Annotated in this window: 18 protein-coding genes; 8 read left to right on the top strand and 10 right to left on the bottom strand. The window is 64.9% G+C overall.

All coding sequences use genetic code 11. The features are described 5' to 3' along the window. Positions 1-69: 69 nt before the first annotated feature. The gene (locus LPA34_RS19505) at positions 70-1,446 is read right to left on the bottom strand and encodes an amidase (RefSeq protein WP_228981260.1); all 1,377 of its coding nucleotides are present in this window, start codon (positions 1,444-1,446) and stop codon (positions 70-72) included. A gap of 192 nt (positions 1,447-1,638) precedes the next feature. Here LPA34_RS19505 and LPA34_RS19500 point away from each other — a divergent pair, with 192 nt between their 5' ends. The 3 genes from LPA34_RS19500 to LPA34_RS19490 all read left to right on the top strand — a co-directional run bounded on the left by LPA34_RS19500 (position 1,639) and on the right by LPA34_RS19490 (position 5,924). Continuing rightward, positions 1,639-3,396, top strand: coding sequence for a cation:proton antiporter (locus LPA34_RS19500; RefSeq protein WP_228981259.1), 1,758 nt, complete (start codon positions 1,639-1,641; stop codon positions 3,394-3,396). A gap of 130 nt (positions 3,397-3,526) precedes the next feature. After that, entirely contained in the window at positions 3,527-4,948 is a 1,422-nt protein-coding gene (locus LPA34_RS19495; protein ID WP_228981258.1) for a gamma-glutamyl-gamma-aminobutyrate hydrolase family protein, read from the top strand. Positions 4,949-5,216: 268 nt separating this feature from the next. Continuing rightward, positions 5,217-5,924, top strand: a complete 708-nt coding sequence (locus LPA34_RS19490) for a DUF2968 domain-containing protein (RefSeq protein ID WP_228981257.1) — start codon at positions 5,217-5,219, stop codon at positions 5,922-5,924. A gap of 214 nt (positions 5,925-6,138) precedes the next feature. Here LPA34_RS19490 and LPA34_RS19485 read toward each other — a convergent pair whose 3' ends face one another. The 4 genes from LPA34_RS19485 to LPA34_RS19470 form a co-directional block, all read right to left on the bottom strand. After that, complete coding sequence (locus LPA34_RS19485) at positions 6,139-6,738, bottom strand: cupin domain-containing protein (RefSeq protein WP_228981254.1); 600 nt, start codon at positions 6,736-6,738, stop codon at positions 6,139-6,141. A 160-nt stretch (positions 6,739-6,898) separates the two neighbouring features. After that, the gene (locus tag LPA34_RS19480) at positions 6,899-7,393 is read right to left on the bottom strand and encodes a cache domain-containing protein (protein ID WP_228981252.1); all 495 of its coding nucleotides are present in this window, start codon (positions 7,391-7,393) and stop codon (positions 6,899-6,901) included. Positions 7,394-7,809: 416 nt separating this feature from the next. After that, positions 7,810-8,889 (bottom strand): hypothetical protein, encoded by a 1,080-nt coding sequence (locus tag LPA34_RS19475; protein WP_228981250.1) that lies wholly within the window; start codon positions 8,887-8,889, stop codon positions 7,810-7,812. A 233-nt stretch (positions 8,890-9,122) separates the two neighbouring features. Then, positions 9,123-9,647, bottom strand: a complete 525-nt coding sequence (locus LPA34_RS19470; RefSeq protein ID WP_228981249.1) for a GNAT family N-acetyltransferase — start codon at positions 9,645-9,647, stop codon at positions 9,123-9,125. Between the two features lie 203 nt (positions 9,648-9,850). Here LPA34_RS19470 and tcuC point away from each other — a divergent pair, with 203 nt between their 5' ends. Beyond that, the gene (tcuC, locus tag LPA34_RS19465) at positions 9,851-11,149 is read left to right on the top strand and encodes an MFS transporter (protein WP_228981248.1); all 1,299 of its coding nucleotides are present in this window, start codon (positions 9,851-9,853) and stop codon (positions 11,147-11,149) included. Between the two features lie 117 nt (positions 11,150-11,266). Here tcuC and LPA34_RS19460 read toward each other — a convergent pair whose 3' ends face one another. Further along, the gene (locus LPA34_RS19460) at positions 11,267-13,114 is read right to left on the bottom strand and encodes a tetratricopeptide repeat protein (protein WP_228981247.1); all 1,848 of its coding nucleotides are present in this window, start codon (positions 13,112-13,114) and stop codon (positions 11,267-11,269) included. A gap of 125 nt (positions 13,115-13,239) precedes the next feature. On the opposite strand from LPA34_RS19460, the gene LPA34_RS19455 reads away from it, so the two are divergent. The 3 genes from LPA34_RS19455 to LPA34_RS19445 all read left to right on the top strand — a co-directional run bounded on the left by LPA34_RS19455 (position 13,240) and on the right by LPA34_RS19445 (position 16,578). Next, the gene (locus tag LPA34_RS19455; RefSeq protein ID WP_228981245.1) at positions 13,240-13,566 is read left to right on the top strand and encodes an ArsR/SmtB family transcription factor; all 327 of its coding nucleotides are present in this window, start codon (positions 13,240-13,242) and stop codon (positions 13,564-13,566) included. A gap of 113 nt (positions 13,567-13,679) precedes the next feature. Then, on the top strand, positions 13,680-14,783 hold the full coding sequence (locus LPA34_RS19450) for a cation diffusion facilitator family transporter (protein WP_411179011.1): 1,104 nt from the start codon (positions 13,680-13,682) through the stop codon (positions 14,781-14,783). A 79-nt stretch (positions 14,784-14,862) separates the two neighbouring features. Then, on the top strand, positions 14,863-16,578 hold the full coding sequence (locus LPA34_RS19445; protein WP_228981242.1) for an FAD-dependent monooxygenase: 1,716 nt from the start codon (positions 14,863-14,865) through the stop codon (positions 16,576-16,578). A gap of 94 nt (positions 16,579-16,672) precedes the next feature. Here LPA34_RS19445 and LPA34_RS19440 read toward each other — a convergent pair whose 3' ends face one another. The 4 genes from LPA34_RS19440 to LPA34_RS19425 are packed head-to-tail and all read right to left on the bottom strand — an operon-like array spanning position 16,673 to position 21,893. Further along, on the bottom strand, positions 16,673-16,915 hold the full coding sequence (locus LPA34_RS19440) for a formate dehydrogenase subunit delta (protein ID WP_228981240.1): 243 nt from the start codon (positions 16,913-16,915) through the stop codon (positions 16,673-16,675). A gap of 9 nt (positions 16,916-16,924) precedes the next feature. Continuing rightward, positions 16,925-19,837, bottom strand: coding sequence for a formate dehydrogenase subunit alpha (gene fdhF, locus LPA34_RS19435; RefSeq protein WP_228981238.1), 2,913 nt, complete (start codon positions 19,835-19,837; stop codon positions 16,925-16,927). Between the two features lie 17 nt (positions 19,838-19,854). Then, a complete protein-coding gene (locus tag LPA34_RS19430; protein WP_228981237.1) occupies positions 19,855-21,411 on the bottom strand; it encodes a formate dehydrogenase beta subunit in 1,557 nt (518 codons plus the stop codon). After that, positions 21,408-21,893 (bottom strand): NAD(P)H-dependent oxidoreductase subunit E, encoded by a 486-nt coding sequence (locus LPA34_RS19425; RefSeq protein WP_267478176.1) that lies wholly within the window; start codon positions 21,891-21,893, stop codon positions 21,408-21,410. The genes LPA34_RS19430 and LPA34_RS19425 overlap by 4 nt, the downstream gene beginning before the upstream one ends. 143 nt (positions 21,894-22,036) lie before the next feature. Here LPA34_RS19425 and LPA34_RS19420 point away from each other — a divergent pair, with 143 nt between their 5' ends. Continuing rightward, the gene (locus LPA34_RS19420) at positions 22,037-23,116 is read left to right on the top strand and encodes a substrate-binding domain-containing protein (RefSeq protein WP_228981236.1); all 1,080 of its coding nucleotides are present in this window, start codon (positions 22,037-22,039) and stop codon (positions 23,114-23,116) included. Positions 23,117-23,163: the final 47 nt, after the last annotated feature.

Genomic DNA, 23,163 nt, shown 5'->3' with positions numbered 1-23,163 from the left:
AAATAGGGGCCGAAGTAGCGTGAGTGTGACCGCGATTCTAGCGCGAACGCTGCCCGTATCGCGGCTGGTCTAACGGATAGTGTTCAGGACGGCTTCGACGGCCCGGCCAACCCCGAGCAGTGCGTCGTCGCCATAAGGCTCGCCGGCCAGCATCAGGCCGACCGGCGCGCTTCCCCGCGCGTGGCAGGGTAGCGACAGCGCGCAGGCGTCGAGAAAGTTGAATGCGCTCGGATTGCGCAGGATCAAGGCGTTCGTACGGCCGAACGCGTCGTCGTCGTGGATGAGCTCGGCGAGGCGCGGCGGCACGACCGGCACGGTCGGTGCGACGATCGCGTCGAAGCGCTGCCAGAGCGCCCGCGCGGCATCGAGCATCGCGTGGCGTTCGGCGACGAGGTCGAGGTAATCGGCGGCACTCGCGGGCTGACCTTTCAGGATGCGCACCCGGACGCGCGGGTCGTATTCCTCGCGGTGCTTTTCCAGCAGCGGACGGTGCCATGCGTACGCTTCAATCGATGAAAAGCCGAAGCGGTTGATCGCGGGCAGCCGGTCGAGCGGCGCAAAGCGCACTTCGCTTACGATCGCGCCGGCGGCTTCGAGATGCTTGAGGGCGGCATCGATGGCTTCGGCGACGGCCGGTTCCACGCCGTCTGTCACATAATGATTGAGCACGCCGAGCCGCACGCCTTCGAGCGGCCGCGCGGCCGGAATGCGCGGCTCGAGCCCCGCCAGCATCCGGTCGACGAGCGCGCAGCACGCCACCGTTACGCCGATCGGGCCGAACGAATCGAGCGTCGTCGAAAGGGGCACGCCCCCTTGTCTCGGGATGCGCGCAGCGGTCGGCTTGAAGCCGGTCAGGCCGCACAGCGCGGCCGGAATGCGGATCGAGCCGCCGGTGTCGGTGCCGAGCGCGACCGCCGCCATGCCGTCCGCGACCGATACGCCCGCGCCCGACGACGAGCCGCCTGAAATCCGTTCGTCGCCTTTCACGTCGCGCCGCCAGGGCGACAGCGGATGGCCGTAGTGCGGATTGAGCCCGAGCCCGGAGAACGCGAACTCGCTCATATTGGTGCGCCCGACGATCACGGCGCCCGCGCGCTTGAGCCGCGCGACGACGAGTGCATCGGCGGTGGCGGGCGCGGCGCCGGCAAGCGCCCGGGAACCGGCGCGCGTCACCTGGCCTTCGATATCGAACAGATCCTTCACCGAAACCGGAATGCCCGCGAGCGGCGAGAGCACGGTGCCGGCGGCGCGCAGGCGATCGTGGGCGTCGGCGGCGGCACGCGCGCTGTCCGCATCGACGTGCATGAAGGCGACCGCGCCCTGGCCGGCGGGATCGGCAATCCGTTCGAGTGCGGTCTCAACCAGCTGGCGGCTCGTCGTGCGGCCGGCGGCCAGATCGGCGGCAAGCTGGGCAAGCGGCGGGAAGGGCGTGAATTCGGTAGCCATGGCGGTCCGTGTCCAGTCGATGATGCGGAAGATGCAATGTGCGGTTTTGCCGGGTCCGGTGTGCCGGCCGGCGCCGGAACACCGCGCGGCGCACGTCAGGCGATATCGTTCGCATTGTAGATCGGCGCGCAGGGGACTTCTCGTCCAGCTGGGTTACCATGCTTTCTTTACCATTTGTAAGGATCTGGGCGTATGCATCACGGCATCGGCTTCATTCAGGATCTGGCGGTGGTGATGGCGATCGCAGGCGTCGTCACGGTGTTGTTTCATCGCCTGAAACAGCCGGTGGTGCTGGGGTATATCGCAGCGGGCGTGATCATCGGACCGTACACGCCGCCGTTCCAGCTGATCCACGACGAGCAGACCATCCAGACGCTCGGCGAGCTCGGCGTCGTCTTCCTGATGTTTTCGCTCGGTCTCGAGTTCAGCCTGCGCAAGCTGTTTCGCGTCGGCGCGACGGCGATCGTCGCGGCGTTATCCGAGATCGTGCTGATGCTGTGGCTCGGCTACGAGATCGGCAGCGCGTTCGGCTGGAGCCAGATGGACTCGCTCTTTCTCGGCGCGATCCTCGCCGTTTCGTCGACGACGATCATCGTCAAGGCGCTCTCCGAACTGAACCTGAAGCGCGAAAGCTTCGCGCAACTCGTGTTCGGCATTCTGATCGTTGAAGATATCCTGGCGATCGCCATGCTTGTGCTGCTCTCCGGCATCGCGCAGACGGGCGAACTCAACACGGGCGTCGCGTTCGTGACACTCGGCAAGCTGCTGCTCTTCATGACGGTTTCGCTCGTGGCCGGTATTCTGATTGTGCCGCGCGCGCTCAACTACGTCGCGCGCGCCCAAAGCGACGAGATGCTGCTCGTGTCGGTGCTGGGCTTTTGCTTCGGCTTCTGTCTGCTCGTCGTGAAGCTCGACTACAGCATCGCGCTCGGCGCGTTCCTGATCGGCGCGATCATGGCCGAGTCGCGTCATCTGCATCGTATCGAGCATCTGATCGCGCCGTTGCGCGATGCGTTCTCGGCGATCTTCTTCGTGACGATCGGGCTGATGCTCAATCCCGCCGTGCTGGTGGATTACGCGTGGCCGATCGCGGTGATCACGGTGGCCGTGATCGTCGGCAAGATCGTGTCGTGCGGGCTCGGAACCTTTCTTGCGGGTAAGGATGGCCGCACGGCGATGCGCGTCGGCATGACCGTTTCGCAGATCGGCGAGTTCTCGTTCATCATCGCGTCGCTCGGGCTGACGCTGAAGGTGACGAGCGCGTTTCTCTATCCGGTCGCGGTGGCCGTGTCGGCGCTCACCACGCTGTTCACGCCATACCTGATCCGCGCGGCCGATCCGTTGACCCGCCGTCTTGCTCACGCCATGCCGCCGACGCTTGCCAGCCTGTTCGGCATGTACGCACAATGGCTCGGCAGCCTGGGGCCGGCAACGGGCGAGCCGACCCTGTTCAGCATCACGCGGCGCATTGTCGTGCAGATCGCCGTGAACCTCGCGCTCGTCGCGGCGATCTTTCTGGCGGTGTCTTACGGTTCGTCGTATGGCAGCCGCTGGATCGGGCGCTGGATCGCCTCGGAGCCGAATCAGCGCGTCGTGCTATGGAGCGCGGCGCTGCTGGTATCAATGCCGTTTCTCGTCGCCGTGTATCGCAAGACGAAATCGCTCGCGTTGCTGCTCGCCGAGATCAGCGTGCAGCCCGGGAAGGCGGGACGCTTCACGTACGCCATCCGCTATGCGATCTCGGGCCTCGTGCCGGTTGTCTCGATGATCGGCGTGTTCCTGCTGGTCGCGGCGCTCTCGGGCGCGATCCTGCCGCCGACAGGTCTGCTCATCGCCGTGCTGGTCTGCGCCGCGCTGCTGGCGGCCCTGTTGTGGCGATGGTGCGTGAAGATTCACGCGGCGATGCAGATCGCGCTGCGCGACACCTTCGACGAGCAGCCGGATCCCTGACCGTCGGTTTTTCGCAAAAAAGCCGCAACAATGTGAGCAAATGTTTGCTGGTTTGCCGCTGATGGCGGGCTGGCGGATAATCGGACGGTGTCCCATTCGTTCGCGTACACGGCGCGCCTGTCCCACAGTCATGAGCGAAAACAAGCCAACCAATCCTGGAACACCCGCAGCCGCTTCCGCGGGTACACCCGGCGCTACACCTTCCTCCACTGATTTGCCCGGCACATCGTCGCCCGACGCGCAGTCCGCGCCGGCGGGGTCGTCGACGGCGCCAGCGGCCGCGCCCGAGGCCGCGGCCCGCGCATCGACGGACGATCCGCGGAGCGCGTCGACCGTGACGCCCGCCGCGACACCGAAGACCCGGCAGCAACTCGACGCCGCCGAAGCACGCGCGGCCGCCGTCCAGGCGACTGCGAAGCAGGAAGCCGCGGTTCACGATCGCGACCGCACATCGCGAACGGGTACGCCGGCGTCGTCTGCTGGCGCCACGGCCGGTGCGTCGCCAGCCTCCGCCGAAACGACCGGAGCGACCGAAACGACCGGAACCGCCGGAGCTACCGGAACCGCCGCGGGCGCAGCACCCGCACCGGGTACGCCGCCACCGGGCTTCACGTCGCAGCCGGACTTCGCCACGTTCAATCCGCCGCCGGCCAGTTCGCTGCCGCCTTCGGCGCCGCGTTATCTGAAGCACAACGATTCGGCGTGGACGGTATTCGGACGGATCATCGCCGCGCGCGCCCGGCAGCTGTTCGATCGCGCCGGCCAGCGCATCACGCAACGCACACTGCGTATCGGCGTGTCGGCGCGGATCTTTCATCCGGAACCGGGCGCGAGAGGCCTGCGCGGCAAGACGCTGCAATACCTCGAAGAGTCGATCGCGCACTGGGTGATGTCGCGCGACGTCATCGTGTTCATGATTCCGACGGTCGGCCATCAGGGCATGCTGCATCCGAGCAACATCCGTCTGCGCGACTACGCGAAGCACCTCGACGGCCTGCTGCTGCAAGGTGGCGCGGACGTCTCGCCGCAGTCTTACGAGGAAGCCGCGACGCGGCCGGAGTGGCCCGGCGACCGCGTTCGCGACATGTACGAACTGGAACTGCTGCATGAGTTCGTCGAGTCGGGCAAGCCGGTGCTCGGCGTCTGTCGCGGCTGCCAGTTGATCAACGTGGCGTTCGGCGGCTCACTCTACCAGGATATCGCCACCGATGTGCCGACCGCCGGCGTGCATGTCAGCGAGCAGTACGACCAGCATCGTCACGCTGTGCATTTCCCGGATGGTTCGACGCTCGCGAACATGTTTCCGGGGCGGCGCGAAGCGATCGTCAACTCGATTCACCACCAGGCCGTGAAGACGCTCGGTCGCGACCTGAACATCGAGGCGGTCTCGGCGGCCGACGGCATCATCGAAGCCGTGCGGTATCGTCGCGCGCCGTTCGTGATGGGCGTGCAGTGGCACCCGGAATTTCACCGTGCGGGCGGTCCGGAACTGCTCGACTGCACGCCGTTGCTCGATACGTTTTTGCGCGTCGCGCGCGAGACCCGGTTCTAGCCTCGCCGTTTTCGACATCGACAGGAAAGCCGGCGCATGCCGGTTTTTTTGTGTCTTCTTTTGTCCTTCCCCTGGGATTTCCATCGCTTTTCGCGCGGGTCCACTTCGTTGAGCCGCGATTGATCTTCGACGTCGCTGATTGATGCGATCGCCGGGGCGCTCATCTATCTCGATTTAAAGTCTGCACGGGGTTGCTCAGAACGCTTCGCTTCGCCGTCAAACCGCGCGATAATCGTCGGCTATTCAGCATTTGCACGGAGCATGCACGATGAAGTACTCCTTATGTTTGCGGCGCGCGATGCTGCTCGCGGTGGTGGGCGCGTCGCTGCATGGTGTGGCGGTGCAGGCGCAGGAGAGCGACTCCTCGGCGCCTGTCGTCGGCACGCGACCCGCGATGAACACGCTGACGCCGCAGTTGAGCGCACCGCCCCAGCAGGGCGCGTCGGGCGCGAGTGCCGCGGGCGATGCGCAGGGTGACGTCGCCGAACTGATGCAGATGATTCACGATTCGAAGCTCGTGGAATTGCGCACCACATACAACGGCAGCTACGGCGCGAGTCTCTTCTTTTATCCGCAGGAAATGACGTATTACGTCGCGCTGTTTCAGGACCGTCATTTCTGGCGCGTGATCAAGTCGCAGGACGATGTGCGTGCCGAAGCGATTTACGCCGGCTTCGTGAAGCAGACAGCAGAGCTTGCCGACATCGAAATCCATCGAACCGGATTGCAGGCGCAAAAGGCGTTTCTCGATCGTGTGATCGCATTGTCGGAAGACCGGGCAAAGCGCTTGCAGGCCGACCTCGATGTCGCGCGGACGCAGCAGGCGCAGGTCAACGAACACCAACGCGAGGTGCAGGGCGAGGCGGTCGCGTTGCGCGCCGGGAAGGACCGCGCGCAGGCGCAGCTGCGTGAACTGCAGCGGCAGGTGCAGCAGTTGCAGCGTCAGACGGAAGCAGGCTTGCCAGGCGCACGATAGCGCGACGTCAGTGCCCGTCCGGAACGAAACAGACCGATTGTGTGAACTGCAACACTAGCGCTCACGAGACCGTAGACCGTAACCGGACCGAAGCGGAATTACAAGGTATCGGATTCGAAGGCCGAAAGCGGTCGCTCAACGTGCGAAATGACAGGTATCGGCGAAGCGAAACCCACAAGAGGATGTCCACGCAATGAGGCGGTTAAACCGCTGTTCACGGGAAATTTGCGGGAGATGAAAACGGTTTGGTGCCGTCGAGCACAAACATCACCAGGGCGTGCAGATCCGCCGAGCCACTGGCCGAGACTTGCATCGGGACACCAGCACCGTGGCCCGGCTCGACCTGGCCAGCCTTAACGACCATCACGCCGTCTGGAGTACGAACGCTTTGCGCCCCGGCCAGCACGAAGAAGGTCTCCGAGCCCGGATGAGTATGCACGGGAGTTGTGCTGCCAGGCGTCCCACTAGCCGCATTGATTCTGAGGAGATACTGCGGCGCAATAACTCGAGGGATGGGGCCTACCTCGGCCACCTTCGTGCCGCCCACTGACGACCCACCCGCCGGGCCGAGCGTGAAAAGCCAGACCTTGCCCGCCGATTCGGCAACCAGTCCCCAGGTGCCTGCGACGGCTTGCGCCTGCCCGCGCGTTGTAAAGCGCTCTATTCGCCAGAAAAGTTGTCCGGGCGGCAACTCGGCGACCTTCTTTTCGGCCAGCTTCGTGATGACAAGTGGCGTCTGCGCAACCGCCGCCGATGGCAGCAAGGACGGTCCCAACGCCAGAACCAGAATGAAACTGATGAGAAATCGTGTCATGAGGACGCCGCCTTTGTTCACGTACCGACGTAAACCACTCTGGAGCCTCACTCGCCGCGCTACGCTACGTCATCGACGATCCCGCAACTGCGACACGTGACCACTCGCCACAACGGATTCTTACGCAGCCGTGCGGTGATCGACTGAGGCTAGCCAGAATCTACTCCGAATAGAAACCCGAACCCACCAGGCCTGGAACTGCGTTGATCTTTACTGCCTTCACATAGGTCCATTTATGCGACGGCTGGGTCTGCCCGGGTCTCAGGAACATGTAATCGACCCAGCCCGATCCCTTCGTTTCAGCCGTCTGAATCATGGCGTCGTGAAACAGCTTGCCGTTGGTATCTTTCTGACCGTTGACATTGGTCCCCTCACGGGCCGGGAAGGCCGGATTCAACAAGACATTTGCCTTCAGATCGTAAACGAACAGATAGGTGTCCCCGTGGAACCACTCGCTGCCTTTCGCTCTGAAGCCGGAAAACGCCTCCTTGCCTTTACTGTCAATCAACGCCGCAGCTTTGTCGACCAGCGCTTCGGTTTGTTTTGCTGTCTCGGACGTCGGGGAAGATGACTGAGAAAACGCAGGCGACGCGGAGCAGAACAATCCAGCCAGCAGCAAGATGCTGATAAAGAGAGCTTTCCCGTTCACGTTCATAACGGTATCTCCAGCCGTATCGAATGACGACCGCTGAGCGGACCCGGTGGCGCTTCGTCACAGGCTCGGCGAGGACTACACAAGAGCCGCTTGTGGGAGGGAAGCACTTGCTCCGTATGCAAGAAGACCAGGACGCGAAGCGCAGTCTGGTCAGGCTCGTTTTCCCGCATCGCATGGGCGACTTGACATGAATGACTGCTGCTAATGTCGACCTGACAGCGGACGGTCGCGGAGAGGAAAATGGCCGAACCGCGGAAGTAGGCGGTCGACCCGGTAATCCCCCGTCAGATATTCCGTGGCCAATTGCTGGCGAAACTTCACGGTGTATTCGTCATTCCCCCCAAAGAGGTTGGACGGTTGTCCAGCTTTCGGGGAGCGGCTTATGTGTGTCGGGCTGTTTTTTGGGGTGCTGTCGGTTATGGCGAGAAGCTGTCAGGCACCTCGGTCACGCGACGTTGCGTCATGCCGTTCATCCAGTCGCCGGAGGCGTTGTTCGTGCGGACAGGTGTGCGCGATGTCGCGGGGCTGCCTGTCAGCGTGGCGGCCCAGGTCTTGATGGACGCGTAGTCGTCAGTGGACGCCGTGGACGCCGCATGGGGCGAGAAACGCCCCGCGGCGGATAGCGCAGCATCGGGACGACGCGCTGTCCCGATGCGTTGACCTGTGGTGGCCGTGGCTACATTCGAGGCGGCAGAACGACGGCTCACTCCGGCGAGTTGCGCGGCCCGGCGTTGATCCGCCTTCAGCGATTTCGCGTACGTCGTGCCTGTTGCATCGCGCGCGGACTTGCGCGATGACTTCACGTTCGCGTGGGCGATTTGGGTGGAGCGCTTGCGCGTGGAGCGCCTTGTTGAGTCGCGACCGGCTGATGCAGCGACGGCTGTAGTCGTTGCCGCCGATGCGCTTTTCATTACCGTTTCCGCGGTCTGTCCGCGACCTGGCGCCCGGGAACCAGCCGGCAGCCTGGCGTCTTCATTGCGCAATGCACCTTGCGCCGACGGCACACGAGGTGATGCAGGAGCGTCGGCCCTGGCGACATTGTCAGCATCGCGGCCGCCTGCATCCGGTGGCGAATGAGAAGACGACAGCGCGATCCACGCGAGTATGGCCGCGCCGCTCACGGCGCACGCGCCACCCAGAGCCATCCGTTTGCGAGTGGAGGTGGGCGGTGCAACCGGCGGTATCCGCAAATCGATATGCGCGGCGCGCGCCGGGGCCGCGGGCGAACCCGATGGCCCGGCGACATGCGAAGCAGTCACCGGACCGGTGCGCTTCGCCTTGAGCGGTTCCCACCGGCATGCCGAGCGTATCGCGTCGGCGCTCAGACAGAACGTGTGCAGCATCGCTGCATACAGCGCCTTGAGTTCGGCACGAAAGCTGACATTGGGCGGCAGCAGCGCCCATTCGCGACCGAACGAACGAGGCAGGCGTTCGAGCGGATGCGTTCTGGGCAGCGCCATTGCGCCTTCGATCAAGGTGAGGGGAATTGTCGACATCGTTCTTCTCGCGATGCCGCGTAGCTGAGGTTGGCCGTTCGACGTATGACGCGACGCCGATGCACCGCGACATGCAGTGGCCGACCCCGACGCGGGCCGTCTCGGTAAAAGCCATAGCTGGAAGCGGCCGATGATGCCTTGGCACCCAGGCGCCAACGATCAGAAACATCTGAAAGTGCCTGGCGTTATATCGGGTTCTCCGCGTTGCATTGCATCGAACGGAAGCATGTCGTCTACGCGGCATCTGCGTCGAGACGATAGATGTAGCGCAGTGCCGTGATGTCGACGCCGCCCATGAAGTCCGGCTCCGCGCCCGCTGCCCGCCAGCCCTGACGTTCATAGAACGCGATCGCGGGCGCGTTGCCCTCGAGTACATAGAGATAGAGCTGGCGCTCGCCCTGCGTGCGCGTCCAGTCGCACGCGGCGCGCATCAACCGCTTGCCGACGCCGATACCCTGGTGCGCGGGCAACGCATGCAGGTTGTCGAGCAGCACACCCCATTGCGAATCGGTCTGCCGTTCGACGCACACGAAGCCCATCGCCTCGCCCGCACGTTCGGCGACCACGACGAGCCGCCTTTCGGCACCCGGCGCCGCAAGCCGGGCCCGCCAGTGCGCGGCGCGATCCTGCACGACGTCGTTGTCGAGAAACGCGTCGGGCAGCAGGCCGCGATAGGTGGCCTGCCAGCTGGCGGCGTGGATCGATGCAATGAGCGCGGCATCTTCGACGGTGGCGGGACGCAGGATGAGTTCGGACATGGCGGAAAGCGCGCAAACAGGGGCGGTAATCGCATAGTGTACCGCCCGCCGCGAGGCGATTTTAGTAAGCATTCTGTATGAATTCTGATGCATCATCCTGATGCTCATCCCGATGTTGCCGCGCGCGTCTCCCGCTGACGCCGCGGTCGTTTCAACTGCCCTTCGTCGTCGCCAGCACGGTGAGGGGCCAATCAGAGAATGTCATGTCTACTGCGTCCCACGCATCGCCGTCAAGCGAGTCGAAGGTCAAGACAGTATTCCGCGTGGTCAGCGGCAACTTTCTTGAGATGTATGACTTCATGGTCTACGGCTATTACGCTTCGGCGATTGCCAAGACCTACTTTCCGGGCGGCAACGAATTCGCCTCGCTGATGCTGTCGCTGTCGGTGTTCGGCGCGGGCTTCCTGATGCGTCCGCTCGGCGCGATCGTGCTCGGCGCGTACATCGACCATCACGGCCGCCGCAAGGGGCTGATCCTCACGCTCGGCCTGATGGCGCTCGGCACGCTCACGGTAGCGGCGATTCCCGGGTACGCGACGATCGGTGTGCTGGCGCCGGTGCTCGTGCTGCTCGGGCGGCTGCTGCAGGGTTTCTCCGCAGGCGTCGAACTGGGCGGCGTCTCGGTGTATCTGTCGGAAATCGCGACGAAGGGTAACAAGGGCTTCTATTGCTCATGGCAGTCGGGCAGCCAGCAGGTGGCGGTGGTGTTCGCCGCGCTGATCGGCGTGGTGCTGAACCGGATCCTGCCGGCCGACCAGATGACCGCCTGGGGCTGGCGTGTACCGTTCCTCATCGGCTGCCTGATCGTGCCGTTCCTTTTCTTCATCCGCCGTTCGCTGCAGGAAACGGAAGAGTTCAAGGCGCGCAAGCATCGTCCGTCGATGGGCGAGATCATGAAGTCGATGGTGCAGAACTGGGGCGTCGTGCTGGCCGGCATGGGCATGGTGATCATGACGACGGTGTCGTTCTACATGATCACCGCGTACACGCCGACGTTCGGCAGGGAAGTGCTGAAGCTGTCGTCGATCGACGTGCTGATGGTGACGGTGTGCGTCGGTGTGTCGAACCTGATCTGGCTGCCGCTCTCGGGTGCGCTGTCGGATCGTATCGGCCGTCGCCCGGTGCTGCTCACGTTCACGATCCTGACGATTCTCACGTCGTATCCGGCTGTGCAGTGGCTCGTCAGCGATCCGTCGTTCGTGCGTCTGCTGATGGTCGAACTGTGGCTCTCGTTCCTGTACGGCTGCTACAACGGCGCGATGGTCGTCGGTCTGACCGAGGTGATGCCGGTCGAGGTGCGTACCGCGGGTTTCTCGCTTGCCTACAGCCTCGCGACGACGATCGGCGGCTTCACGCCGGCCATCTCGACGCTGCTGATTCACACGACGGGCAACAAGGCCGCGCCGGGTCTGTGGATGGGTGTGGCCGCGATCGTCGGCCTGATCTCGACGCTCGTGCTGTATCGCACGCCTGAGGCGCGCAACCAGTACCGCACAGCGTAACGGCGTGCGCGCCGCAAGCATTCCACGCATTGCACGGATCGTATGATGGGTGTCGTGTGACGTAGCAGTGGTCGATCCGGAAACCCCCATGTTCGTCGTGAACGTGGGGGTTTTGTCTTATGCGTCGCGTAAAGCGAGCGCGACGGTTTGCACGACGTCGTCCCACGCGCCCGGTTCCGGCTGACGCACGAGTTCGACGCCCGGATACCACGGGCTGCGCGTCTCGCGGGTGAACCAGCGCCAGTCGGCGGCGAACGGCAGCATCAGCCAGAGCGGCTTGCGCAGCGCGCCGGCAAGGTGGGCAATCGACGTATCGATCGAGACGACCGCATCGAGCCGTTCGACGATCGCGGCGGTGTCCGCGAAGTCGGCGATGCGCTGCCCGAAGTGATGGATCGAGGCGGCGCGCGGATGCGCTTCGAGCGCGGCGCGCTCTTCCGCGCGCAGGTCGGGCTGCAGCACGATCCAGTCGATGCCTTCGAGCGCGAAGAGCGGCTCGAGCGCGGCGAGCGGCATCGTGCGGTTTTCGTGCTGCTGGATGCGGCCGGACCATGCAAGACCGATCTTGCGTTTCGCGTGACCGCCGAGCGAACCGCGCCACTTGCGCCGGTACGCCGGCGGCACGCTGAGATACGGCGTGCGCGCGGGGATCGTATCGAACGTCGTGCCGAGCGCGAGCGGCAGGCTCAGGAGCGGACACTGCAGATCGGCGTGCGGGCGCGGCGCGCCCTGTGCGATCAGCGTGATGCGCCATTCCTGCGCGGCGGGAGCGAGAACCGGCAGCAACTGCGGCTGCACTTCGAGCACGACACGTACATCGCGACGCGCGACAAGCGGCACGAAGCGCACGAACTGCAGCGTGTCGCCGAAACCCTGTTCCGCGTGGATGAAAAGCGTCTTGCCTGCAATCGGCTCGCCGCGCCAGCGCGGCATCGGCAAACTGACCGGCAGCGCGGTGGTTTCGAGCCGCCACTCGTATTCCGGCAGACCGCGCGCGAAGTCGCCCTGCGTGAGCCAGACCAGCGCGCGGTTCATATGCGCCGACGCCAGATCGTCGCGCAGACGCAGTGCCTGATTGAACGCGCGCACCGCTGCGTCGAGCGCGCCGAGCGCGTGACGCGCCGTGCCGAGTCCGAGCCACGCGAGGCTGAACGCCGGATCGAGACCGACCGCGCGCTCGAAATGCTGCGCGGCCTGCGCGTGCTGCCCGAGCGCGGCCAGTGCATTGCCGAGCCCGAACAGCGCGGGCGCGAGATGCGGCTGCATCGCAAGCGTTGCTTCGAACGCGGCGACGGCTTCTGCGTGCCGGCCGAGTGCGTCGAGCGTGTTCGCCAGATTGAATTTTGCCGCGACAAAGCGCGGCTCCGCGGCGAGCGCGGCCTGGAACTGCGTGATTGCGTCGTCCGGCTGGTCGAGTGCGTTGAGCGCCATGCCGAGATTGTTGTGCGCGCCTGCGTGGCCCGGGCGCAGCGTCAGCGCACGCTCGAATGCGGCCACGGCCTCGCGATGCTGACCGAGCGCGTGCAGCGCGTTGCCCAGATTGTTATGCGACGACGCATCCGCCGGTTGCAGTTGCAGCGACCTGCGGAAGGCATCGGCGGCATCTTCATGACGGCCGGTCGCCGCGTACGCGTTGCCGAGGTTGTAGTGCGCCATCGGGAGCGTCGGCGCGAGCGAGAGCGCGTTGCGAAACCGCTCGATCGCGCCATCGAGACGGCCGAGCGCCTTCAGCGCGTTGCCGAGATTCAGTTGCAGCGCGGCGTCGTCCGGGCGCAGGTCGGCCGCGCGCTTCACGAGATCGGCGGCGGCAGCGTGCTGGCCCTGCTGATGGCGCAGGACGCCGAGCAGATGCAGGGCGTCGACGTGGACGGGGTCGGCGGCGAGGGTCGCGAGGTAATCGCGCTCGGCGTCGTCGAGTCGACCGTCACGATGCGCCGCCCAGGCGCGGTCAAATACAGGTTGCATGACGGTGGGAAGGCAGTTCGGTGAGACAGACGCCGCATTTTCCCACACTCGGCGCCGCGCACCCGGATTGACGCGGCGGGCAGCAACGCATAACATATGAACAAATGTTCATATGTACATCGACAATGACTCCTTCGACTCAGGATGACCGCGTCGTCCAGCTCGCCGATCTGTTCCGGCTGCTTGGCGATCCGACGCGTTTGCGCATCGTGCTGGCCTGCGCGGAAGGCCGGCGCGCCGTGGGTGCGATTGCCGGACTGCTGGGCCTGTCGCCTTCGCTGGTGAGCCATCACCTGCGCCTGCTGCGCGCGGCGCGCATCGTGCGCGCGGAACGGCAGGGCAAGCAGGTGTTCTATCTGGCGGCCGACCTGCATATCAGCGCGATGCTCGCGGGCATGCTCGAACACGTGGCCGAGCCGGTTGCGGAATTTTCCATGGATCAAGAATCATGAATACGACGAACCGGAACCAGCCGGCCGAAGAGCGGGAAGACGAACACGCGCCGTCATCGGTCGAGGATTCCGGCGCCCATGGCGACGAAACCGCGCGCGTGTCCCCTTCGCATATGAAGTACCGTCGCGCGTCTGTGCCCGTGTCTGCGTCCGCGCACCGGCATGGCACGGGTTGCGATCACGCGGGTCATTCACCTGCTACGCACGGTCACGCGGATCACGGGCATGCCGAAGACGCCGCCCACCAGCATGACGATCACGCCGGGCACGACCACGCCGGGCACAGCCACGGTCACGGTCACAGTCATGGCGGACATCACCATCCCCACGCACCCGTAGCGGGGCAGGGCCGCTCGTTCGCACTCGCTGTCGGGTTGAACGTTGCGATTGTCGTGATCCAGGGCGTCTATGGCGTGCTCGCCAATTCGACCGCGCTGCTCGCCGACGCCGGCCACAATCTTTCCGACGTGCTCGGCCTGCTGCTCGCATGGGGCGCCATCTGGCTGACGACGCGCCGTCCGTCCGCGCGCTACACGTTCGGTCTTGGCAGTTCGTCGATTCTCGCTTCGCTGGCGAACGCCGGTTTGCTTCTTTTTGCGTGCGGCGTGATCGTCGCCGAGGCGATCGGGCGACTGTTCCATCCAGCGCCGGTCGCCGGTCTCGACGTGTTCGTCGTCGCGACGTTTGGCATGGTCGGCAACGGCTTTTCGGCGTGGCTCTTCATGCGTGGCCAGGAGAAGGATCTCAACATTCGCGGCGCGTTTCTGCACATGGCCGCGGATGCGCTGATTTCCGCGGCAGTCGCCGTGAGCGGTCTGGTGATTCTTTTCACGAACTGGACGTGGCTCGATCCGCTGATGAGTATCGTCGTGGTCGCGGTGATCGTGTACGGCACGTGGGGGCTCGCGCGCGATTCGATGTGCCTCGCGCTCGACGCGGTACCGCCAGGCGTCGACCTGCAGCGCATCCGCGACTACCTTGGCGCGCAGCCGGGCGTCACCGGCGTGCACGACCTGCACGTGTGGGCACTGTCGACAACCGGCAATGCGCTGAGTGCGCACGTCGTCATGCCCGACGGTCATCCGGGCGACGAGTTTATCGACAGCATCGTAAGGACGTTGCGCGAGCGCTTCGAGATGCATCACGCAACGCTCCAGGTCGATCTCGGCACGACCGATCATCACTGCGCGCTCGATCGCCACGCGGCCAGCCATTGACACGCAATTGACGCAGTGCGTCGCCGGACGGAAATACGGCGGCGTACACTAGACACCGTGTCAGTGTCTGGAGCCCTGCATGGCCGCTGTTCCTCTCGACGCGCCGCCGGTCCTCATCGTCGGCGCGGGTCCGACCGGGCTTGCTGCCGCGATGAGCCTCGCCCGGGCGCGCATACCAGTACGTCTCATCGACCGCGCGTCGCAGCCCGCACCTTATTCGCGCGCGATCGGCATCCAGGCGCGCACGCTCGAACTGCTCGAACAGCATCGCATCGTCGAACCGTTTCTCGAACTCGGACACCGGGCGCGTGCCGCCAATCTCTACTCGAACGGGCAGCGTCGCGCGCGGCTCGATTTCGATCCGTTGCAGACGCGTTATCCGTATCTGCTCTTCATCGATCAGTCCATCACCGAGCGGCTTCTTGCCGGACATCTGGAAACGCTGGGCGTCACGATCGAGCGCGGCGTCGAGATGACCGGGTTCGCACAGGGTTCGGCCGGACTGAACGCCACGCTGCGACGCGCCGACGGTCACGTCGAGACGTTGCATCCCTCGTATCTGATTGCCGCCGACGGCGCGCATAGCGGCGTGCGTCACCGGCTCGGTGTGAGCTTTTCGGGCAAGACATTCCAGCAGACGTTCCTGCTCGCGGACGTCGAGGCCGACGTCGACTGGCCCGACGACGAATTCCACATCTTCGCCTCGGGCGAGGGGCTCGCCGGCATGTTTCCGATGGGCGAGGAGCGCTACCGGCTGATCGCCGATCATCCGCTTCAACCGTTCGAAGCCATGAGCATGAACGGCGAGGCGCCGCCGCCGTCGGAAATTCCGTCCACACCGCCTTCGCTCGATGAATGCAGGGCGATGATCGGGCGACGCGTACGGCATCCTGTGACGCTGAAGTCGCTGAACTGGTCGTCGTATTTTCATCTGAACAGCCGCATGGTCGGCCAGTTGCGCGCCGGGCGTGTGTTTCTGGCCGGCGATGCCGCGCACGTGCACAGCCCGGCCGGCGCGCAGGGCATGAACACCGGCATCCAGGAGGCGTTCAACCTCGGCTGGAAGCTCGCGTGTGTGCTGTCCGGCGAGGCGCCTGACCGGCTGCTCGACACGTATCACATCGAACGTCATCCGATCGAACGCGACGTGCTGCGGCAGACGAGTTTCGTCACGCATCTCGCCGAAGCCGATCATGGCCCGCTCAAGATGCTGCGCGAACGCGTGATGCCGGTGCTGTCCACGCTCGGGCCGCTGCGCGACGCCGCGCGCCGTTCCGTCAGCGAACTGTCGATCCAGTACCGGCGCAGTCCGCTCACGCTGGAGCGTGTGCTCGACGGCGGTCCGCGCGCGGGTGAACGCGCGCCCGATGCGTACGTACACGTGCTGGACGGCCCGTTGGGACGCGCGCCGGGCGTGGGCTGCCTGTTCGATCTGCACGATCCGGCTTATTTCTCGCTGCTGCTGCTGGTCGCGCCGGACAAGCAGGAAGAAGCCACGCACGATCCGGTCACCGCCCGCGATGCGGCGCGCGATGCGGACCTGAAACGCTTTGTCGAGGAAGTGGCGCTGCTCATGCCGGGTGCGATGCGCATCTGGCGTCTGACCGACGTGCAGGGCGAGGGCGGCCCGACGCTGACCGATTCCTATGGCCGCACGCGGCCCGCGTTCTATCTGGTGCGCCCGGACGGCTACATCGCGGCGCGCGGCCGGCCCGCGTCGGATCTGAACGGCCTGTTGCGTCACTGCGAAACGTGGTTCACGAAAAGCACGCGGGCTGAGCGCGATATCGGCTGACCCGCGGCGACCGAACCACGACAGCTGAAAACCAGCGGATAAAAAAACGCCGGACGCATCACGCGTCCGGCGCCCTGTGCTGCTACTGCGAGATTCAGGCAGCGACCGGTGTCAGGTCGTCGCGATGCTTCACAAGCGATTCCCTGACGATATCCGACATCACGATTTCGGTGGCGCCGGGTGTGTCGAGCGTCGCCAGAATCGCGCGACGCATCCGCGGCTCCCAGAAACGCCGGATGTGATCGGCGATGCTGGTCACGGCTTCCTCGTGATCCGGCAGTGAATCGAAGAAATCGCCGATCCGGTTCGCCATGTCGATCAGGTTGTTGTCATCCATGGTTTGCCCTCATTTACCCGACGTGACGTTGGCCAGTTCGAGCTGCTCGGCGTTGAAGCGCGAATACTGCTGCTGCCACTCGGACGGCTGTTCGACCGGCATCACCTGCACCGCCGTCACCTTGTACTCCGGGCAGTTCGTCGCCCAGTCGGAACTGTCCGTGGTGATCACGTTCGCACCCGATTCGGGGAAGTGGAACGTCGTGTACACGACGCCCGGCTGCATGCGCTCCGTCACCTTCGCGCGCAGCACGGTCTGTCCGGAGCGCGACTCGATGCCCACCCAGTCGCCCGTCTTGATGCCGCGCTCCTCGGCGTCGTGCGGATGCAGTTCGAGCCGGTCCTCTTCGTGCCAGCGCGAATTCTCCGTACGGCGCGTCTGCGCGCCGACGTTGTACTGCGACAGGATGCGGCCCGTCGTCAGCAGCAGCGGATATTTGCGCGTGACCTTTTCCGGCGAGGCGATGAACTTCGTGATCACGAACTTGCCCTTGCCACGGACGAACGTATCGACGTGCATGGTCGGCGTGCCGTCCGGGGCTTCTTCGTTACACGGCCACTGGACGCTGCCCATCTCGTCGATCTTCTTGTACGAGACGCCATGGAACGTCGGCGTGAGCCTCGCGATCTCGTCCATGATTTCGGACGGATGCGTGTAGTCCATTTCGTAGCCGAGCGCGCGCGAAAGCAGCAGTGTCACTTCCCAGTCGGCGTAGCGCCCGAGCGGCGGCATCACCTTGCGAACGCGCGAGATGCGACGTTCCGCGTTCGTGAACGTGCCGTCCTTCTCGAGGAACGTCGAGCCTGGCAGCAGCACGTGCGCGTACTTCGCGGTTTCATTCAGGAAGATGTCCTGCACGACGATGCATTCCATCGCCGACAGCGCGGCCGCTACATGGTGCGTGTTCGGGTCCGACTGGACGATGTCCTCGCCCTGGCAGTACAGGCCCATGAACGTGCCGTGCGTGGCCGCATCGAACATGTTCGGAATGCGCAGGCCCGGCTCCGGTTGAAGCGTGCAGTTCCATGCCTCTTCGAAGAGCGTGCGCGTCGTCGTATCGCTGATGTGGCGATAGCCCGGCAGTTCGTGCGGGAACGAGCCCATGTCGCACGAGCCCTGCACGTTGTTCTGGCCGCGCAGCGGGTTCACGCCGACGCCTTCGCGGCCGATGTTGCCCGTTGCCATCGCGAGGTTCGCGATACCCATCACGGCCGTGGAACCCTGTGCGTGTTCCGTGACGCCCAGGCCGTAATAGATCGCGGCGTTGCCGCCCGTCGCGTAGATGCGGGCCGCGGCGCGAACCGTTTCCGCCGGCACGCCGGTGACCTCGGCGGTTGCTTCCGGTGCGTTTTCCGGCAGTGCGACGAAGTCGCGCCATTGCTGGAACGCGCGGTCTTCGCAACGCTCGGCGATGAACTGGTCCGCGAGCAGGCCTTCGGTGACGATCACGTGCGAGAGCGCATTGATGATCGCGACGTTCGTGCCCGGACGCAGTTGCAGGTGATACACGGCCTTCACATGCGGTGTATCGACGATATCGATCACGCGCGGATCGATGACGATCAGCTTCGCGCCTTCACGCACGCGCCGCTTCAGACGCGAGCCGAACACCGGATGCCCGTCGGTCGGATTCGCGCCCATCACGACGATCACGTCGGCCTTGTCGACCGATGCGAATGTCTGCGTGCCGGCCGATTCGCCGATCGTCGTCTTCAGGCCGTAGCCCGTCGGCGAGTGACATACGCGTGCGCAGGTGTCGACGTTGTTGTTGCCGAACGCGGCGCGCACGAGTTTCTGCACGAGATAGGTTTCCTCGTTCGTGCAGCGCGACGACGTGATGCCGCCGATCGAATCGCGGCCGTGCTTCGCCTGGATGCGACGGAATTCCGACGCGGCATAGCTGATCGCTTCTTCCCAGCTGACTTCGCGCCACGGATCGGTGATTTTCGCGCGGATCATCGGCTTCGTGATGCGGTCCTTGTGCGTCGCGTAGCCCCACGCGAAGCGGCCCTTCACGCACGCATGGCCTTCGTTCGCGCCGCCGTTCTTGTACGGCACCATGCGCACGACCTGGCTGCCCTTCATCTCGGCCTTGAACGAGCAGCCGACGCCGCAATACGCGCACGTCGTGATCACCGAGTGCTCGGGCTGGCCGAGCATCACGATGGTCTTTTCCTGCAGCGTCGCGGTCGGACATGCGGCGACGCACGCGCCGCACGACACGCATTCCGATTCCATGAACGGCACGTTCTCGCTCGCGGCGACGCGCGATTCGAAGCCGCGCCCGGTGATCGTCAGCGCGAACGTGCCTTGCGTTTCCTCGCACGCGCGCACGCAGCGGTTACAGACGATGCACTTCGACGGGTCGTACGTGAAGTACGGATTCGACTCGTCTTTCACGTCCTTCAGATGGTTCTCGCCATCGAAGCCGTAGCGCACTTCGCGCAGGCCCGTGACGCCCGCCATGTCCTGCAGTTCGCAGTCGCCGTTCGCGGGACAGGTCAGGCAGTCGAGCGGGTGATCGGAGATGTACAGCTCCATCACGTTGCGGCGCAGCGATTGCAGACGGTCGGTTTGCGTGCGTACTTTCATGCCGGCTTCGACCGGCGTCGTGCACGACGCGGGATAGCCGCGGCGGCCTTCGATCTCGACGAGACACAGACGGCACGAGCCGAACGGTTCGAGCGAATCGGTGGCGCAGAGCTTCGGCACGTTCACGCCGGCCTCGGCCGCGGCGCGCATCACCGAGGTGCCGGCAGGCACCGTGACGGATTCGCCGTCGATTTCGAGCGTCACACTGACGTCGGCGTGACGCAGCGGCGTGCCGTAGTCGGTGTCATCGAACGGATCGCGTGACTGTGATTTGCAGGCGCAGTTGCCGGAGCCGCAGCCGCCAGCTTTCGGGTTGAGCACGTCGGACATATTGTGGGGCTCCATCGTCAGGCCGCGGCCGCTTTCGGCGCGGTGTCGAGACCGAAGTCTTCGGGGAAATGGTCGAGTGCGGACAGCACCGGGAAGGGCGTCATGCCGCCCATTGCGCAAAGCGAGCCCGCCACCATCGTGTCGCACAGGTCGCGCAGCAGTTGCACCTGTTTCGTCGAGGTGTCGCCGTTGCGGATGCGGTCGATCACTTCGACGCCGCGCGTCGAGCCGATCCGGCACGGCGTGCATTTGCCGCACGATTCGATCGCGCAGAAGTGCATCGCGTATTGCGCGAGGTCGGCGAGATTCGACGTGTCGTCGTGCACGACGAGACCGCCGTGACCGACCACCGCGCCGACCGCCGCGTAGGCCTCGTAATCCATCGGGATATCCCACTGGCTTTCGGGCAGATACGTGCCGAGCGGGCCGCCGACCTGGACGGCGCGTGCCGGACGACCGCTCGCCGTGCCGCCGCCGTAGTCGTAGAGCAGTTCGCGCAGTGTCACGCCGAACGCCAGTTCGACGAGGCCGCCCTGTTTGACGTTGCCCGCGATCTGGAACGGCAGCGTGCCGCGCGAGCGGCCCATGCCGAAGTCCTTGTAGAACGCTGCGCCCTTCGCGAAGATGATCGGCACCGTCGCGAGCGTGATCACGTTGTTGATCACGGTCGGCTTGCCGAAGAGGCCCGCGAGCGCAGGCAGCGGCGGCTTCGCGCGCACGATGCCGCGTTTGCCTTCGAGCGATTCGAGCATCGCGGTTTCCTCGCCGCACACGTAAGAGCCCGCGCCCTTCGCGACGAACAGCTCGAAGCGGTGCGCCGAGCCGAGCACGCTGTCGCCGAGCCAGCCGGCGGCGCGCGCTTTCACGATCGCCGCTTCGAGCGTGGCGATCGAATGCGGATACTCGCTGCGCACATAGATATGACCGACGGTTGCGCCCGTCACGATGCCCGCGATGATCATCCCTTCGATCAGCACGTACGGATCGCTTTCCATCACGAGACGATCGGAGAACGTGCCGGAATCGCCTTCGTCGGCGTTGCAGACGATGTACTTCTGGTCCGCGAGCGCCGCGCGCACCGTGCGCCATTTGATGCCGGCCGGGAACGCCGCGCCGCCGCGCCCGCGCAGGCCCGATTCGATCAGCGCGTCGCAGGCGGCGGCGCCGTCCATCGCGAGCGCCTGCTTCAGACCTTCGATACCGCCATGCGCGACGTAATCTTCCGTCGACAGCGGATCGGTGATGCCGATGCGCGCGAACGTCAGGCGCTGCTGCTTCTTCAGATACGGAATCTCGTCGACCACGCCCACATGCCGCGCGTGCGCGTTGCCTTCGATAAAGCCCGCATCGAACAGCGACGCGACATCGGCTGCCTCGACGTTCGCGTAACCGACGCGGCCCGCGGACGTTTCCACTTCGATGAGCGGTTCGAGATAGAGCAGACCACGCGAGCCGTTGCGCACCACCTCGATCGCGATGCCGCGACGCGTGGCCTCTGCTGCGATGGCTTCAGCGATGGCTTCCGCGCCGAGCGCGAGTGCCGAGGAATCGCAGGGAATAAAGATGCGCGTCATACCGTTTCCTCCACACACTGGCTGGCGGCGGCAAGGATCGCATCGAATTTTTCCGGCGTGACTTTCGCGTGCAGCGTGTCGTTGACCATCATCGCCGGCGACAGCGCGCACTGGCCGAGGCAATACACCGATTCCAGCCCGACCGCATCGCCGTGGCTGTGATCCGCGTCGAAGCGGCAGCCGGTGCGCGCTTCGATATGTTTCGCGAGCGCTTCGGTGCCCATGCTGCGGCATGCTTCAGCGCGGCACAGTTGCACCGTGACACGCGCGGCGGGCTGCGTGCGGAAGTGGTGGTAGTAGCTGATGACGCCGTGCACTTCGGCGCGCGACAGGTTCAGCGCCTTCGCGAGCGGCCCGACGACTTCGGGCGGCACGAATCCGGTTTCGTCCTGGATTGCGTGCAGGATGGCCAGCAACGACATCCCCGGCCGCGCATGACGCTGGACGACCTCTTCGGGCACGACGGTATTTGTATTGTTCAAGTGGGGGCTCCTCCAGAGTCAAATATGCACTTGTTATTCATAATGTGTGCATCTATGCTTTCGTGTATCTGGTATATCTGTATAGAAAGATAGGTGGACAACCCGTCTGCCGCAATAGGAAACGTTGTTGCATATACGAGCTCATGATCAAAATTGAATGCCAGGCGCAACTCGTGATGCGCGATCTGGACGGCCGGGAGGCCAGTCTGACGGACGTCGTGCCGCTTCTGGCGCTCGTCGATGAATCCGGCAGCATTTCGCAGGCCGCCACGCTTAAGGGTTTGTCCTACCGTCATGCGTGGGGTTTACTCCGCTCAATCGAGGAGCGGCTCGGCGGTGCGTTGATCGCCAAGGAGCGCGGCCGGGGTTCGGTGCTGTCAGAGCTGGGTCAGGCAGTGCTGCGTGCGCAGCGTCTGTGTGGCGAGCGGCTCGACGGCAACATGCAGGCGCTGGCGAGTGAGGTCGCGAGCGACCTGAACCGCTGGCTCGCGCCGCCCACCGACAACGTCCGGATTCACGCGTCGCACGGTTATGCGGTCGCGGCGCTCGTGACCGAACTGGTGACGCGCGATATCGCCGTCGAAATCAAATACCGCGACAGCGGCGAATCGGTGACGGCGCTTGCTCGCGGCGAATGCGATCTGGCGGGCTTTCACCTGCCGCGCGGCGAGTTTCGCGAGGCGTGCGCCGATGCATATAGAGGCTGGCTCGATCCGCAGCGACATGTGCTGGTGCATCTCACGATGCGCCAGCAGGGCCTCTTTCTCGCGAAGGGTAATCCGAAGGGAATCGTTGGCCTGACCGATCTTGGGCGTGACGACATCCGCTTCGTCAACCGTCAGCCGGGATCGGGCACGCGGATGCTGCTCGATCTCGCGTTGCGGCGCATCGATATCGATCCGGATCGCGTAAACGGCTATGCATCGGCGGAACTGACGCACTCGGCGATCGCGGCGTTCGTGGCGAGCGGAATGGCTGATGTGGGCTTCGGCGTCGAGCCCGCCGCGCATCATTTCGGGCTCGACTTCGTGCCCGTGGTCCACGAGGACTATTATTTCGCCTGCGAGCGGCAGGCGCTCGCGCGCGCGCCGCTCGCCGCCGTGGCCGCGCTCCTGCGTAGCACCACGTTTCGCGACTGCGTCGCGCGGCTGGAAGGCTACGATCCGCTGTACTGCGGCGAGGTCTTCGAGCTCGATGAGGGATTGAGCGGCGTGGCCGCGTAAGCGCGCGTAACATCCGCGGCGCGCGTGGCCGCTGCATCGCGGCGCGG

Origin of the sequence: Paraburkholderia gardini (assembly GCF_907164575.1) — a bacterium.
Classification (GTDB): Bacteria; Pseudomonadota; Gammaproteobacteria; order Burkholderiales; family Burkholderiaceae; genus Paraburkholderia; species Paraburkholderia gardini.
Note: the sequence above shows the minus strand (reverse complement) of the source record. Positions and strands in the feature narration are given on the sequence as shown.